The organism is Listeria sp. ILCC792 (assembly GCF_900186135.1).
In the GTDB taxonomy this organism is placed as follows: domain Bacteria; phylum Bacillota; class Bacilli; order Lactobacillales; family Listeriaceae; genus Listeria; species Listeria goaensis.
This window is the reverse complement of record NZ_FYBO01000002.1, coordinates 54,010-69,104: the sequence shown is the minus strand read 5'-3', so window position 1 is coordinate 69,104 and position 15,095 is coordinate 54,010. Positions and strand designations below refer to the sequence as shown.

Annotated in this window: 13 protein-coding genes; 8 read left to right on the top strand and 5 right to left on the bottom strand. The window is 40.4% G+C overall.

Translation table 11 applies throughout. The features are described 5' to 3' along the window. Window positions 1–54 precede the first annotated feature (54 nt). The gene (locus CFS60_RS02945) at window positions 55–1,296 is read right to left on the bottom strand and encodes a dicarboxylate/amino acid:cation symporter (RefSeq protein WP_088809135.1); all 1,242 of its coding nucleotides are present in this window, start codon (window positions 1,294–1,296) and stop codon (window positions 55–57) included. A 290-nt stretch (window positions 1,297–1,586) separates the two neighbouring features. Continuing rightward, window positions 1,587–3,560: an LTA synthase family protein gene (locus CFS60_RS02940; protein WP_088809134.1), complete on the bottom strand. Its 1,974-nt coding sequence runs from the start codon at window positions 3,558–3,560 to the stop codon at window positions 1,587–1,589. 212 nt (window positions 3,561–3,772) lie between these two features. Between CFS60_RS02940 and CFS60_RS02935 the strand changes: the two genes are divergently transcribed. Next, window positions 3,773–4,387, top strand: a complete 615-nt coding sequence (locus CFS60_RS02935; protein ID WP_088838809.1) for a DNA-3-methyladenine glycosylase — start codon at window positions 3,773–3,775, stop codon at window positions 4,385–4,387. Between the two features lie 65 nt (window positions 4,388–4,452). Continuing rightward, a complete protein-coding gene (locus CFS60_RS02930; protein WP_088809132.1) occupies window positions 4,453–5,115 on the top strand; it encodes a class A sortase in 663 nt (220 codons plus the stop codon). An 82-nt stretch (window positions 5,116–5,197) separates the two neighbouring features. On the opposite strand, the gene CFS60_RS02925 is transcribed toward CFS60_RS02930, so the two are convergent. Continuing rightward, window positions 5,198–6,385 carry a multidrug effflux MFS transporter gene (locus CFS60_RS02925; RefSeq protein ID WP_088838808.1) on the bottom strand — a complete coding sequence of 396 codons (1,188 nt, stop codon included), beginning with the start codon at window positions 6,383–6,385 and terminating at the stop codon, window positions 5,198–5,200. Window positions 6,386–6,633: 248 nt separating this feature from the next. On the opposite strand from CFS60_RS02925, the gene CFS60_RS02920 reads away from it, so the two are divergent. The 6 genes from CFS60_RS02920 to CFS60_RS02895 all read left to right on the top strand — a co-directional run bounded on the left by CFS60_RS02920 (window position 6,634) and on the right by CFS60_RS02895 (window position 12,013). Then, window positions 6,634–7,365 carry an MBL fold metallo-hydrolase gene (locus tag CFS60_RS02920; RefSeq protein WP_088809130.1) on the top strand — a complete coding sequence of 244 codons (732 nt, stop codon included), beginning with the start codon at window positions 6,634–6,636 and terminating at the stop codon, window positions 7,363–7,365. Window positions 7,366–7,380: 15 nt separating this feature from the next. Next, entirely contained in the window at window positions 7,381–8,376 is a 996-nt protein-coding gene (locus tag CFS60_RS02915; protein WP_088809129.1) for a lipoate--protein ligase, read from the top strand. 215 nt (window positions 8,377–8,591) lie between these two features. Beyond that, window positions 8,592–8,978 carry a hypothetical protein gene (locus tag CFS60_RS02910; protein ID WP_088809128.1) on the top strand — a complete coding sequence of 129 codons (387 nt, stop codon included), beginning with the start codon at window positions 8,592–8,594 and terminating at the stop codon, window positions 8,976–8,978. 205 nt (window positions 8,979–9,183) lie between these two features. Next, the gene (locus tag CFS60_RS02905; RefSeq protein ID WP_159458289.1) at window positions 9,184–9,615 is read left to right on the top strand and encodes a LytTR family DNA-binding domain-containing protein; all 432 of its coding nucleotides are present in this window, start codon (window positions 9,184–9,186) and stop codon (window positions 9,613–9,615) included. Continuing rightward, window positions 9,615–10,064, top strand: a complete 450-nt coding sequence (locus CFS60_RS02900) for a hypothetical protein (RefSeq protein ID WP_088809126.1) — start codon at window positions 9,615–9,617, stop codon at window positions 10,062–10,064. The genes CFS60_RS02905 and CFS60_RS02900 overlap by 1 nt, the downstream gene beginning before the upstream one ends. A 245-nt stretch (window positions 10,065–10,309) precedes the next feature. Next, window positions 10,310–12,013, top strand: a complete 1,704-nt coding sequence (locus CFS60_RS02895; protein WP_088838807.1) for a carboxylesterase family protein — start codon at window positions 10,310–10,312, stop codon at window positions 12,011–12,013. Between the two features lie 34 nt (window positions 12,014–12,047). Here CFS60_RS02895 and CFS60_RS02890 read toward each other — a convergent pair whose 3' ends face one another. Then, entirely contained in the window at window positions 12,048–13,022 is a 975-nt protein-coding gene (locus CFS60_RS02890; protein WP_088809124.1) for a glycosyltransferase family 2 protein, read from the bottom strand. 19 nt (window positions 13,023–13,041) lie between these two features. Continuing rightward, window positions 13,042–15,036 carry a glycosyltransferase family 39 protein gene (locus CFS60_RS02885; RefSeq protein ID WP_088838806.1) on the bottom strand — a complete coding sequence of 665 codons (1,995 nt, stop codon included), beginning with the start codon at window positions 15,034–15,036 and terminating at the stop codon, window positions 13,042–13,044. Window positions 15,037–15,095: the final 59 nt, after the last annotated feature.

The following is a 15,095-nucleotide window of genomic DNA, read 5'->3' as shown; positions in this document are numbered from 1 at the left end:
AAAAAAAGAGCAGTTCCAGAAAACTGCTCAAAAAATAGTACTTAAATTTTAGTATCAAAAACTGACTTTTCTTTTTAACCAATTTTTCCCTTCGACAAAGCGCGATACGAGCATGGCACAAACTGTATTGCCGGTTGAATTGAGTAGCGTTGCAGGGATATCAATAATCGTGCTAATAATCATAATCGTTGCGACAAGTTCAGGTGAGAAGCCGAAAATCGAGATGATTAAAAGTTCGCCAGTCATTCCGCCGCTTGGGATGGCGCCCATGACTGCGCCGACTAAAAAGGCAACAGCAAGAATTGCTAAAATGCTTGAAGCACTCGTCATATCTTTTCCAAAGAGGGTGAAGAGGAACACAATTTTCATGATGCCACCCATGACCGAACCGTCTTTGTGCGTGTTCGCCCCGAGTGGAATGACGGTTTCAGCAATGTCGTCAGGCACACCCATTTTTTTGGTCGCGACAAGGTTCACTGGAATACAAGCCGCACTAGAAGAGGTAGCGATAGCCGTAATGGCTGGCGTTGTGACATGTTTCCAGAAAACTTTTACGCCAGTTTTCCCAGAAGCAATAAAAGCATACAATGTGTTCATACCGAAGAAGTAAATCACGGTTAGGACGAGATAAAGGAAGAAAATGCCGAGGTAGCCGTTAATAATTTGCGGACCGAGCTGACCAACTGTCACCGCAAAGTAGCAGCCGAGTCCAACTGGCGCAGCGTACATGATGAATTGCACCATCTTTAAAATAACCTCGGTTGCTGAATTTAGAAATGCAGCAACGGGCTGTCCTTTTTCTCCAGACATCGAAGTAGCTAATCCAAACAAAATCGAGAAAATGATGAGCGGTAGGAGATTGGACTTTGTAAAGAGCTCGAGAAAATCAGGTACAGTAAATGTTGTCACTAAAATTTCCGCAAGTCCTTTTCCTTCCTCCGTAGGCGCTTTTGGCAAATTCGCTGTTATAGCCGATAAATCTACGTTATGTAGCGGGTTATAAATCGAAATCCCGATAAAAGCAATAATTCCTGCAAGAGCTGCTGTTGTAAAAAACACTGCGAATATTGTACCGATAATTTTTCCAAGTCTTGCCATCTGCTTCATGTTCGCGATGGCCGACGAAACGCTTAGAAAAACAAGAGGAACAATGACAACAAACATTAAGTTTAAAAAGATGTCCCCAATTGGTTTCACAATCACCGTTTTATCCCCAAAAATAACACCAAAAAGTCCACCTAAAACAATACCAAGTAGCAGACAAATGGTAAACGCATAATTTCGTAATAATTTCATTCCAATTCTCCCTTTCTAGTAAGTACTTTATTAGAATAGCAGAGATGGTGGGGGAATGGAAGAGGTGACATAAAAAAGCCACTCTATTATGAGTGGCTTCAGACTGATGACAAACGGCAATCTTCGGAGTTTTTGCCTCCGCTTCGCCTAACTTCTCACATGGTCGGGCAAACTACGCCCCTGTGGTACTCGAATTTACTTAGAATCTCACCATCTGTATTCTTATGCGTGACACGTTTTGCTTAAGTTTATAAATTTGGACCACTCGTAAAATGAGTGGTCCAGATTATTTATTTTGTTGTTTCAGACGTGTCGTCGCTGTCTGGTTTCTTTTTATTGTAGTTGTATTTTGATGGGTCGACTTTTTTGAAGCCGTCTGGTGTGTAGAATCTTAGTAGGTCGCCCTGCAAGACAGAATCGGAAAGTTGTAGTTCTTTTGCGACCGTATCTTTTGTTGCTTCCATTTCCTTCGTTTCTGTTTCAATTTGTTCGCCCGTTGTTTGGTCGTAATATTTCCCACCAATTAAAGAATAAGTTGGGCTAATAAAATCACCATTTCTAAACGGTACGAGTTCTTTATGATCTTTCGAAAGTAAATCTGTTCCCATTTGTAGGTAATCTTTTGTGTCAATACCTAGCAAGTGGAGCATCGTAGGAAGCACATCGATTTCGCCGCCGTACTGCGTTTGAACGCCGCCTTTTACGCCTGGAACGTGAACCATGAATGGCACGCGCTGCGCTTGAGCATTCTCAAAAGAATTATAATCTTTCCCTAAAATTTGCGTCATCGCAGAAGCGTGGTTATCGGAAATTCCGTAATGGTCACCGTACATAACAATGACAGAATTATCGTATAGCCCTTTTTCTTTTAGATAAGTGACAAACGATTTCACAGATTCATCTAAGTAGCGAGCCGTTTGGAAGTAAGTATCTACCGAAGAATCGCCTGTCGTAGCTGGCGCAATACTTGCCTCATCTTCATTAATCGGATAAGGGAAGTGGTTCGTTAAAGTAATGAACTTCGCATAAAATGGCTGTTTAAGCGTCTCAATATATGGCTCAGATTCTTTAAAGAACGGTTTATCTTTCAAGCCGTAATTCGAAACATCATTTTCATTCATATCGTAATAACTTGCATCAAAGAAATGGTTGTAGCCAAAGTGCTTGTACACTTCATCGCGATTCCAGAAACTCTTATAATTTCCGTGGAACACAGCCGAATCATAGCCATAGTTCGCTAAAATCCCCGGAGCTGATTGGAATGTATTCGAACCTTTTGTTGTAAAGGCGGACCCTTGAGATAAGCCGTAAAGGGAGTTCTCGAGCATCATTTCGGCGTCAGCCGTTTTGCCTTGCCCCGTTTGATGGAAGAAGTTTGTAAAGCTAAGCGTGTTTTCATCCTTAAAGAAGGAGTTAATAAACGGCGTTACTTCTTCACCATTTAATTTATAGTTGATTAAAAATTGTTGGAAACTTTCTAGATGGATATAAATAACATTTTTACCTTTTGCTTTACCAAAATATTCCATGTTCGGTGCCGCATATTTTGATTTCGTATAATTAAGTACTTCATTGACGTCACTAGAGTCAGCAAGCGCTTTTTGCGTTTGTGATTCAGTGCTTTTCACAGCATCGTAGATTTGGTAATTAGTCATTCCTAGGTATTTCACAATATAATTACGGTCAAATGTTCGCGTTAAAAGTTGCGGACGATCAATTTCGGCTAGACCGAGATTGGCGAAGAACATCGCAACACCAAGCGTCAGAACGCCAACCACTTTTCTTGCACGAATGCGCGCTTCTTTATTTGGACGAACGATACCGAAAACTAGCAAGGCAATCAAAATGAGTACATCGACAAAGAATAAAATATCCGTCCAGTTTAGTAAGGCAAGAATACTTCCACCCATGTCACCCATATTTTGCATTTGCTTCGGATTTAAATTCGGAAGCGTGATAAAGTCCGAGAAGAAACGGTAGTAAACCATATTTGCAAAAAGAATAAAAGTCAAAAGGAAATCGATCACGATAATCCAAATAAAAGAACGTCGACCTTTTGCAAATAGTGCCAGTCCCATAAAGAAGACAGCCGTACTGAGCGGATTAATGATCAATAAAAATTGTTGCATTGCATTTTCAATACCAAGGTTAAATTGCGTTTCATAGGCAATGACTGATTTTAGCCAAAACAGAACGACGGCTAGAATAAAAAATCCATAATTTTTGCTTAGAAAAGTCAGGATTTTTCCTTTCCCATCCTTCATATTACACCTCTCCTACACTCTATTTACTATCTAGTAATTTTTAGATTTTGATGAAAAAAAGCAGGGTTTCGTATATAAAATACAAAGCCTGCACCAACATAATCTTAACATAATTTTAACAAAAGGGAAAACATAACACATGGGTCTTGAGATGGATGACTAGAAAAAAATACGCAACATCGGTTATTATAGAAGAAAAACGAGGAAAACCATTGAAACTAACAGAAAAAATTTTTGAAAAAAAGACTACAATTGAAGTGGCGCGAGATTTACTAGGGGCGAAACTCGTACACGATAAGTGCGGCGTGAAATACGAAAGCTTAATCGTCGAGACCGAGGCTTATTTAGGCGAAACTGACCAGGCGGCGCACAGTTTTCGGAAACGGCGCACAAAACGCACGGAAATCATGTTCAGACAAGCAGGCGCGATTTACATGTACCAAATGCATCGCCAAGTTTTGCTGAATTTCATTACGATGGAAGCAGGCATTCCAGAAGCCGTTTTGATTCGCGCTGTAGCGCCGCTTACTGCCCTCCCTGAAATGGAGATAAATCGCGGCGGAAAAACAGGTTTTGATATTTCGAACGGGCCTGGCAAATTGACACAGGCGATGGCTTTTTCGATGCAGGACTATGGTAAAACGCTGTTTGATAGCAACATTTGGCTTGAAGAAGGTAAGCGGCCAGTTCAAATTGTTGCGACCGAGAGAATTGGCCTCCCAAATAAAAAATTGGCGAAGCATTTTCCCCTAAGGTTTATTGTGGGTGGAAATCCGTATGTTTCGGGAAAAGTGAAGAATTTATCAGAAAACAACGGTTTTCATTGAATTTTAATTTGCTGTGACGCGGTTGCTACTATATAATAGAAAAGCAAAGAAGGAGGAGGAAGGTTATGGCAAAGAAAATTATTGCAATTATTATTTTAGTTCTTGGCTTACTACTTATTTTCTCACCATTTATAAAAAGTGGCATCGTGAAATATTTAAGTGGTCATGATGACATTACGAACTATTCGGCCCAAACTTTAGATGATAATAATAAAAAAGAGGCAACATTTGATTATGATAGTGTGCAACTTCCTTCTATGAAAAATGTTGTTGAAGGAGCAGCGAACTATGATAAAGACGCGGTTGTTGGTTCCGTTGCGATTCCGTCTGTCGATATCCAACTAATGGTATTAAAAGGGACGAATACGGCGAACTTGCTTGCTGGTGCAACGACAATGCTTCCTGATCAACAAATGGGCAAAGGGAATTATCCACTTGCAGGGCACCATATGCGCAATGAGTCGATGCTTTTTGGTCCGCTAATGGATGTAAAAGAAGGTGCTAAAGTTTATTTAACCGATTTAAATTCACTTTATGAATATAAAATCACATCGACGAAAATCATTGATGAAACAAATGTCAGCGTACTGGACGATGCCGGAGACAATCGCATCACGCTCATTACGTGTGATAAGCCAACCGAAACAACAAAACGCTTCGTAGCAGTTGGCGAACTAACGAATACGCAAAAATTAACTCCAGAACTTAAAAGTAAATATTTTGAATGAAAAGAAGCATAAATCCAGTAAGAACCATTTCTTTAGATGGTAGTATTACTAGATTTATGCTTTTTGTTTTTAGCGACTCATTTTATTTTGCGAATTTGGTGCAAATCATGGAAATGAGTAAAAGCAATACACAAAATAAAGGAAATACAAGGATAGAGCCGGTGTGAAAAATACTAATTAAAAATGTACAGATGCTTACAATACTGTAGTAGCCTAAACTTAAAAATGCCCCAGCTGTACCAGCTACATCAGAAAATTTAGCTAATGCTAGGCTTAAACAGTTTGGTAAGGCCATTCCAATTCCTGTAAGAATGATGAAAACACCTATTATATAAACAAGCACTTGCAAAAATAAAGGTAAAACTAAAAGTGAAATGAAAGAAAGGAATAGGCTACCTATTAATGATAATTTAATGCCGTTTTGAATAATGGCATGCGGTGCTTTCTTTTTCAATAATTTATTGGATTGCCATGCACCTAAAATGGCTGCTGAAGCGACTACACATCCCATAAGTCCGTATTGACTTTGAGTAAAGTGAAACTTTTCAATAAAGATTGTGGGTGCTTCGGTGTGATAGCTAAAAAGCAGCCCATTAAAGATTCCTATTAGGACGCCAAATGCTAGCGTATATCGATCTAACAACATTGTTATACCTATTGAAAAAATTTGCTTGGCATTCCTTTTTTCTGAGGAAAGACGGACAGTTTCTGGCAATCCTTTAAGACTCCAAAATAATAAAAGCATGCCCATGACGACTAGAAATAAAAAAACGAATCGGAATCCATAAAATTCACCAAGATAGCCACCAATCAAGGGGCCAATTGCTGGTGAGAAGGCTAAAGCGGCTGAAATTTTAGCAAATAACTGATGGCGTTCCGTGCCTTCATAATTATCTCGTAAAATTGTTTGTGTAGTTACAGAACCTGTACTTGCACCAAATGCTTGTATAAAACGACCTACAAATAACCATTCAATATTTTTAGATAACACACATAGTATGCACCCTACAACATAAATCACTATACCTAAATTCATTGCTTTTCTTCGACCAAAATAATCTGAACCGATTCCCCAAAAGAAAACGCCTAACGCAAAAGCTACAAAGTAAATGCTTAACGTCATTTGTGCGATATTTAATTGGACACCATAACCATGCGCGATTTCTGTTAGTGAAGGTGTATAGATTGTTTCGCTTATTTGTGGAAAGCCTACTAGGCAGACTAATAGAGCTAAATTTATTTTTTTACTTTTTTCGATGTTTTTTTCCATTATTAAACTCCTAATTTAATTATAATCTGGGAAAAAAACATCCTTCACAGGGAAACGGTGGAACCATGATTTTTATGCGATTATAAAAATTCATGTTATCACCTCTTTCTTTTCATTTAAGCTTAAAGAATAACATAAATATAAAGGCGGGGCAATGCGGATTGAAACAACAGCACAAAGCCTATTACTTTGGTTTAAAAACGAAGTGTTGTATCATGGAATTATGTTGAAGAGAGGGTGAAAAACATATGGAACTTACTGTTTTTGGTCACTGGGGCGGGTATCCGCTAGCGAATGATGGGACAAGTAGTTATTTGCTATCAGAAGGTGACTTTCATCTATTAATTGACGTCGGAGCAAGCGCTGTTTCAATTATGCAAAATGACATCCATCCAAATGATTTGGATGCGGTCATCATTTCACATTTCCACCCAGATCATGTGGCCGATGTTGGTATTTTACAACATGTCCGCCTACTTTCGGATATGGAAAATAAACCGCCTGTTTTGCCGATTTATGCGCATAAGGAAGACGCACGTGGCTATTCGTATTTAGATATGGAAGGCGTCTCAAAAGCACATGAATACCGGGCGAATGAGGAACTTAAAGTTGGGCCATTCCAAATTCGCTTTTTAAAAACAATTCATCCAGTTCCGTGTTATGCGATGCGTTTTGAAGCGAATGGGAAAGTGCTGGTTTATACGGCGGACAGTGCGTATCAAGAGGCGTTTATTCCATTTGCAAAGGATGCTGATTTGCTCATTACGGACACAAATTTCTATCAGGATATGGCTGGGAAGTCGAAGGTGCACATGGCGAGCGTTGAAGCGGGGAAAGTGGCGCAAGAAGCGGGCGTTAAAATGTTGCTGCTGAGCCACCTGCCACAAAAAGGAAATTTAGAAGAGCTGAAAAATGAAGCGGAATCGGTTTTTTCCGGCGACACGAAATTGGCTGAAAAAGGTTTAAAAATTCATATATAAAAAGGGGTAAGAAACGTGTATTTTATTGATAACAAGGATGAAAAAGATCCACGCATCAATCTTGCGGTCGAAGAATTTATTTTAACGGAGCTCAATTTAGACGAGCCAGTGCTGCTGTTTTATATTAATAAGCCGTCTGTTATCATTGGACGGAACCAAAATACGATTGAGGAAATCAATACGGAATATATCGAAAAAGAAGGAGTTATCGTTGTGCGGCGCTTATCAGGCGGTGGCGCCGTTTATCATGATGAAGGAAATCTAAATTTCAGCTTTATTACAGAAGATGATGGCGATTCTTTCCACAACTTCGCGAAATTCACTCAGCCGATTGTTGAGGCGCTCAAAAAACTTGGCGTAAATGCGGAGTTAAAGGGGCGAAATGACCTGCTAATTGACGGTTTCAAAGTGTCTGGAAATGCGCAGTTCGCGACAAAAGGAAAGATGTTCTCGCACGGCACGCTCATGTACGACTTAAACCTCGATGATGTGGCGGCTTCGCTCAAACCGCGCAAAGATAAGCTGACGTCAAAAGGAATCAAATCCGTGCGCAGCCGAGTTGCAAATATTGCTGATTTTTTGGATAAAAAGATGACCACGGAGGAGTTTCGCGATTTATTACTTCTTTACATTTTTGACGTGGAAAACGTATCCGATGTGAAAGAATACAAACTGACTGACGCCGACTGGACGCGCATTCACGAAATTTCAAAAGAGCGCTACGCCAATTGGGATTGGAACTACGGAAAATCTCCTAAGTTTGATTTGGAGCGAACAAAACGCTTCCCGGTAGGTTCTGTCGATATTCGTCTGAATGTCAATAAGGGCATCATTTCCGACATCAAAATTTTCGGTGACTTCTTCGGCGTTTTAAACGTATCCGATATTGAAGAACGTCTAAAAGGTGTTACCTATAAAAAAGAGGAACTTGAAACGGCGCTTGCTGATTTAGACATTCAAAAATATTTTGGCAACATCACAAAAGCGGACTTTTTAGAGTTGCTTTATTAACGCGTGAAAGAGGATACGTATAATACGCATCCTCTTTTTCCTGATTTCAGGAGAGTAATAAACTGAAAAATTCACATAATGGACACAGAATGTTAGTTTTACATATGCTACACTTAATACTGGAATGATTTAAAAATAATAATGAGCTGAATGATTACCGAATGATATTTTTGACATATGGTGAGATGCGGCGAAGAGGGAAGTTGAATTAGAAAATGAAAATAACAGTAAAAAGAAACACCGGTTTTATGGGAGCGGCAACTAAAGTCGCCTTAAAAGTAAATCAACAAAAGGTGAAATCGTTAAAACACAATGAAGAGGTAGAAGTAGACATACAAGGAGATTCAGCCGAAGTAAATGCTAATCAAGGTTTTTTCGGAAGTAAAGGAGTGAAAGTTGCTGCAGGGGAATCGGTAGAAATACAGACAAATCCGACGGCTCTTCTTTTATTTGGAATTGTTCTAGCCCTGTTAATTTTATCTTTCTTTTGGAATAGTCTAATCGGGACCGTAGTAATGTTTGTAGGGATTTTGACCACGCTCTTCTTTTGTATTAAGAATTATTACATAGTTAAACCTGGTTCATCAAATAGCCAGAAATAAACGATTTTGTTAGGGAAAATACATAAGTTACGCTAGAAAATGGCCTAGGAGTCGTCAAAAACTTCTGGGCATTTTTTGTGCGCTCACATGCGTAAAAGGTTTGAACTTCTAAGTTTTCACAACTTGTATGTTTGATTGCGTAAGTTGCCTATCAAATAGAATGTTTTTCGATTATAATTGGCGTATGAAGTGAGGAGGTAGAATGATGGAAGTGGATATCCGAGAAGGTTTTAAGGCAGTTCGAGCTGAAATACGTTGTCCTTACGAAGATGCCGAAGTACGACGAGCTGCAAGACTGCTTAGAAGTTTGGGACAAGAAATTAGTGGGAAACTCGGTGGCAAAACATATTTACTTGAATTGCTAGATATATTATATGTGGAATCTGTTGACCGAAAAAGCTTTGTTTATACAGCGGAAGAGACGTATGAAACGGCATTAAAATTATATGAAATTGAGGAACGATTCCCGGATAGCAGTCTTTTTCGCAGCGCCAAGTCCCAAATTTTAAACATTTCGCATATCTCAGCTCTTCGCCCAGATTTTAACGGTAGATTAGAAGTTTCCCTAACAAATGGAGAAAAATTAATTGTTTCGAGGCAGTATGCTCGGCAATTAAAAGAAAGGATTGGTCTATAATGAACAAAATAATGGCTTATATATTGCCAATGAAAAATTTTGCAGCCATGATTTTTGCAGGATTTATTATCCTCTATATGGTGACAGGCGTCTTGTTCGGTGCCATTTACAACACAGATTTTGATTATAAAATCCCGTTCACCTTTGTGTTACAAGGACTTGTGTTAGCACTATTAATTTCGTGTTTGTGGTCCATTTTGTTTAATAATAAAAGAAAAAGTCGCACCTTTATCCGGCTAATCATCTTTGCTATTATCCTTATAGGGCTTGTTAAGATTAGTGCGCTAGCGTTACTTACATTATCACTCCAGTGGGTCAGTTTATGGATTGCGGTTACAGCAATAATTGCGGTCGGATTAATTGTCATTGCCATTTTAGGCGAATTATTTTTTAGAAAAGAGGGGAAACGTTATACAGAGAAATTAAAAGAGTATCAAGCGAATTTATAATAGAAAGCGTATAAATTAAGAAGTAAATGTGTAAAACACACAAGAAAATAAAAAAATATGTCTTTTTAGAAAATTTTGTATGCTTACTCTTGCTTTCATCAGAATACGTGCTATATTAAATTTATATATATATTCTTGTTAAGGAATGTAACCTTATGGGCATAACCTGAAACAATGATACGCAGCTTTTTTGTGTATTTTTGTTTCAGGTTTTTATTATATATTCATAAAAAAGGAGTGGAACTATGAAAAAGTGGATTATGTTAGTTTTAGTAGGTTGTTTATTTGCTTTAGCAGGGTGTGGAACTAGCCAATCGGAAGCACAAACAGGATTAACGTATAAACAAGGGGTGCTAGAAACTACAAAATATGGAAAAGTAAAAGGTTATCAGAGTAAAAATGAAAACGTTTTAATTTGGAAAGGAGTACCTTATGCCAAGGCACCTGTTGATGAATTGCGCTGGAAAAAACCAGAAAATCCTAAGAAATACAAAGGCACGTTAGATGCAACCAAGGATAGTGAGATGTTTATTCAAACTTCTCAAGATGGTGTGACAGGAAGCGAATCAAGTTTGCGTCTGAATATTTACCGACCTAACACAAAAGAGCAAAATTTACCTGTTATGGTTTACATTCACGGTGGGAACAATCAAGGCGGGAGCGCTACGGAAATTAGTGGTGAAGCTTTTGTAAAGGATTTAAATGCGATTTTTATCTCAGTAGATTATCGTCTTGGAGCATTAGGATTTAATCCTCTCCCAGCTTTACATACAGGCAACAAGTTAGAGGATTCTGGCAACTACGCGTTACTTGATATGGCGAAATCATTAGACTGGGTGAAGGAAAATATTACAGCTTTTGGCGGGGATCCCAAAAACATTACATTTTCCGGCTTTTCAGCAGGAGGAAGAGATGTTATGGCGTCGTTAACTTCGCCTGTTTTTGACGGGAAATATCAAAAAGCCATTGCTTTTAGTGGTGGTATGACAGTGGCAGATCCAGAAGATAGCGTGAAAGTTTTTGCGAAGGCAATCGCGCCACTTGTTGTAGAAGATGGTGTCAAAAAGACAACGGAAGAAGCTTATACGTGGTTACAACAAGATAAGAAAGAAGTGCGGGACTATTTATACGGTTTATCAGCGGAACGATTAAGCAAATTGATGGGCAATGCCTCTATTCGCATGAGCGCTTTCCCGCATCTTTATACGGACGGAGCTGTGTTACCTAAAAATGGTTTTGACACGAAAGAATATAATGATATGCCATTAATGATGTTGTCAGGGACAAGTGAATTTTCCTTTTTCGCAATGGGAGATCCTTATTTTGCTGAAAGCCTAGCAAATGGTGATATTCCAAAAAATCAGGAAAAACTAGCCGAATTTAACTTTGCGAAACAATATGGTAGCGATATGTATGCCTTGTTTAACACAGAGCTGTCAGCAGAAAAACTAAGTGAACATTATAAAGGTGATATTTATAACACGAAAATGCCTTTTGGAACAAATCTTAAAACGACAACAGATATGAGTTTGGTGGGGGCATTTCACGGCGTGTTTATTCCTTTCTTGGATAGCAACAATCAAACGTACTTATCTACGATTACGGAATCGTATCAACTACCTGGAGCGAAAGAGTTGCAAGGGGAATTCAGAGCGTATCTTAAAAACTTCTTGCATGATGGTAATCCAAACGGTGATGATTTGACGAACTGGACAAAATGGAGCAAACAAAATCAAGCTAGTTTACTTCTCGATGCGAATGACAATCATGCGCAAATTAAAATGGAGAAAGAAACGGATACGAATCAAGCTATTATTGAACGCATTGAAGCGGACACAAGCATTTCAGAAGCAGCTAAAAGTAAAATTGTCCACACTGTATTAAATGGAAGATGGTTTAGCGCGGATTTAGATGCCTACTATCATAATCCTAGTTTATGGCCTAACTAAATAAATGAACCGCCCGATTTTCGGGCGGTTCATTTTATTTGATCTGTTCTTTCAGTGCGTATAAATGGCTTGCCTCAAAGCCGTTTGCCTCGTCCACCACGTAAAGCGGGCGGTGCCGCGTTTCTTCGTACATGCGGCCAATGTATTCGCCAATCATACCAAGGACGAGGAGGACGATGCCGAAAAAGATGAGCTGAATGATGACGATAGACGCCCAGCCAGGCACCGTCATGGTGGTAAAGAGTTTTTGAAAGAGGACGACAATCATGTAGAGGAAGCCGCATGTGGCAACCGTTACGCCTAAATAAGTTGCGAGTTTTAGAGGCAAATAAGAGAAAGAAGTAATGCCGTCAAGCGAAAGCTTAATCATTTTCTTGAGCGGATACTTCGTTTCACCGTAAAGCCGCTCATCGCGCTCGTATTCGACCTCCGTTTGCTTGAACCCGAGCCAGCTCACCTGACCGCGGACGAACGGATTTTTCTCCTCCAACTGCCGAAGCGCCCTGCACACCTTCGCATCCATTAGCCGAAAGTCGCCAGTATCAACAGGAATCGGGGTATCGGACAGCTTTTCAAGGATCCGGTAGAACACTTTGGCACTAAATTTTTTGAAAAACGATTCACCTTTACGGACTAAACGTTTCGCATAGACAACTTGGTAGCCTGCGCGCCATTTTTCTACCATTGCGGGAATGAGTTCCGGTGGGTCTTGCAAATCGGCGTCAATCACTACAACGGCTGCGCCACTTGCATAACGAGCACCCGCGGTAATCGCAATTTGATGGCCAAAGTTCCGTGAAAAATGAATCACTCGAACGTGCATATCTAGTTCCTGGAGGTCATCTAAAATGCGGCGTGTATTATCTTGACTGCCATCATTCACAAAAATCAGTTCAAAATTAGGCGTTAGACCCCGCATGACGGCCGTTAGACGTTCGTAGCTGCTTATTAAAACTTCTTCTTCATTGTAGACTGGAATGACTACTGAAAGCTCGATTAGATTGGTCATTTCACATCATCTTCCTTTCCTATTTCAATAAATAAAGCGTTCCATTTCCAGTTCCATTCATGCCCTGTGCTCCGAAAGCACTTGTAGTGGCCGACGAATTTGCGTCTGTTTCAGAACTATACTCGCTGGAATCAATTGCGGTTCCATTTTCTTGAATCCAATTAATGACGTCTGAGTCGGCTGCTTTACTATTACTTGGAAGGTAGAAGTATTTTATTTCGCCGTTTTTAACCATCGTTTTCAGTTCGCTTACGGTGAGCGTCGGGTCGGTCCCGTTAAAGCCACCCATCGCCATGACAGCTTTTTGCGTTTTAATGATGTAAGGGCCTGCTGTTGTCGCGTCTGTCGTACCGAATAAATATGTTTCGCCGGTATTGTTTTCTTCTAAATACGCGATTAAACCAGTGTCCACAGAAGCATCTGCGAAACCGCCGCCGCTTGAAGTTGCGAGTTGTGGTCCTGTTTCAGGAAGCGAACTATTGCCACCGTAAATTAAAGGCGTGAGCGACCAATAGGTTGGTGCCGCTAGTAAAATTGCCAGTCCGAGCGCTGTGATTTTTGCGGTAAGACCTTTCGATTCTTTGCGATATAACACGAGGAAAAGCGAAATCGCTGCTACGAGAAGGGCAATCCCAATGGCAAATGGCGCGCTATACTGAAAGACGAAGAAGGCTTGCAAGAAACCAGTTAAAGTAATGGCACTTGGGAGTAAAAAGGATTGCCAATTTTGCTGCTCGCGATATAGTTGGAAAAGAGCGACTAGCCCTGCGCCAGCTAACGCCGCAATTGGAGGAGCGAGCATAATCAAATAATAATGATGGAAGAAACCAGCTACGCTGAAAAATCCGGCAACTGGAAGAAGCCAAGCTGCCCAGAAAACCATTTCCTTTTGGGCATCTGATAAGTGGAACCATTTTGCGTTTTCACGACGATACGCAATGAAAATCGCAAGTATGCCAAAGAGTGCTAGCGGCAAGAACCAACTAATTTGGTCGCCTAAGGCCGTTTGGAAGAGCCGTAGCGGACCTTTTTCGCCTGTGCCAAACATACCGCCGCTACCCATCATTTTTGAACCGCCTTGTCCGCCACCGTTTTGTCCAGAAGGGGGGCTAGGCATGCCGGTTGAATTGCCATCGCCGAACGACTGGCTGCCATCATTTTGTCCGCTAGGTGCGCCGCCTTGTCCGCCGTAACTGCTAGTAGACGGGCCACCGCCGCCGGTTCCTGTGCCGGTTTCCTGCCCAAGTAAACGTTCCACGCCATTGTAGCCGAAAGCAAGTTCTAGGACGGAGTTCGTCTGACTGCTTCCAATGTAAGGACGACTCGACGCACTTGTTTGGTCAACAATAACCGCCCACGAAACGGATACACCGAGCATGAGGACGAGAGATAGCGCCAAATGGACCGCCTTTTTTTTCCAAGAAATGTTAGTAGCGAGTAAATAAAAAACTACGAAAGCGGGAAGTACCATGTACGCCTGCAACATTTTGACGTTAAAGCCAACCCCAATCATGACGAAAGCGAGCAGCAACCAGCCAAGTTTTCCGCGCCTAACAGCTTTGAATAGAAAGAGCGCACCAAGCATTAGGAAGAAAACGAGGACGGCATCAACGTTATTTGTTCTGGAAACGGCTACCGCGATTGGAGTTAGCGCAAGTAGAAGTGCCGAAATACGGGCCGCCCATTTTCCGAAGCGCGGCCGAATTAGGATATATAAAAGGATAACGGAGCCAACGCCAGCAAGTGCTTGCGGTAAAATGACACTAAAGCCATGAACGCCGAATATTTTAGCGCTAATCGCCTGAAGCCAAAAAGCAACAGGCGGCTTGTCTACAGTAATGAAGCCTGCTGGATCAAAGGAGGCATAAAAGAAATTATGGGAATTTTGTACCATACTTGTAACGGCTGCTGTATAATAAGGATTAACCGTTGCATCATTCCAAATACCATAAAAATTAACAAAAATAGCTATACAAATAATACCAACAAAATAAAAATCAATTTTTTTCTTCATGAAATCACTTCTCTCTTTTTATGAATAATCTTAGTGTAAAAGCTAAATGTGAATAGGTT

Bases quoted from the DNA above. Each gene is read 5' to 3' on its own strand.
- CFS60_RS02945 (WP_088809135.1), bottom strand. From the start codon at position 1,296: ATGAAATTATTACGAAATTATGCGTTTACCATTTGTCTGCTACTTGGT.
- CFS60_RS02940 (WP_088809134.1), bottom strand. From the start codon at position 3,560: ATGAAGGATGGGAAAGGAAAAATCCTGACTTTTCTAAGCAAAAATTAT.
- CFS60_RS02930 (WP_088809132.1), top strand. From the start codon at position 4,453: ATGGCAAAGAAAATTATTGCAATTATTATTTTAGTTCTTGGCTTACTA.
- CFS60_RS02925 (WP_088838808.1), bottom strand. From the start codon at position 6,385: ATGGAAAAAAACATCGAAAAAAGTAAAAAAATAAATTTAGCTCTATTA.
- CFS60_RS02920 (WP_088809130.1), top strand. From the start codon at position 6,634: ATGGAACTTACTGTTTTTGGTCACTGGGGCGGGTATCCGCTAGCGAAT.
- CFS60_RS02910 (WP_088809128.1), top strand. From the start codon at position 8,592: ATGAAAATAACAGTAAAAAGAAACACCGGTTTTATGGGAGCGGCAACT.
- CFS60_RS02905 (WP_159458289.1), top strand. From the start codon at position 9,184: ATGGAAGTGGATATCCGAGAAGGTTTTAAGGCAGTTCGAGCTGAAATA.
- CFS60_RS02900 (WP_088809126.1), top strand. From the start codon at position 9,615: ATGAACAAAATAATGGCTTATATATTGCCAATGAAAAATTTTGCAGCC.
- CFS60_RS02895 (WP_088838807.1), top strand. From the start codon at position 10,310: ATGAAAAAGTGGATTATGTTAGTTTTAGTAGGTTGTTTATTTGCTTTA.
- CFS60_RS02890 (WP_088809124.1), bottom strand. From the start codon at position 13,022: ATGACCAATCTAATCGAGCTTTCAGTAGTCATTCCAGTCTACAATGAA.
- CFS60_RS02885 (WP_088838806.1), bottom strand. From the start codon at position 15,036: ATGAAGAAAAAAATTGATTTTTATTTTGTTGGTATTATTTGTATAGCT.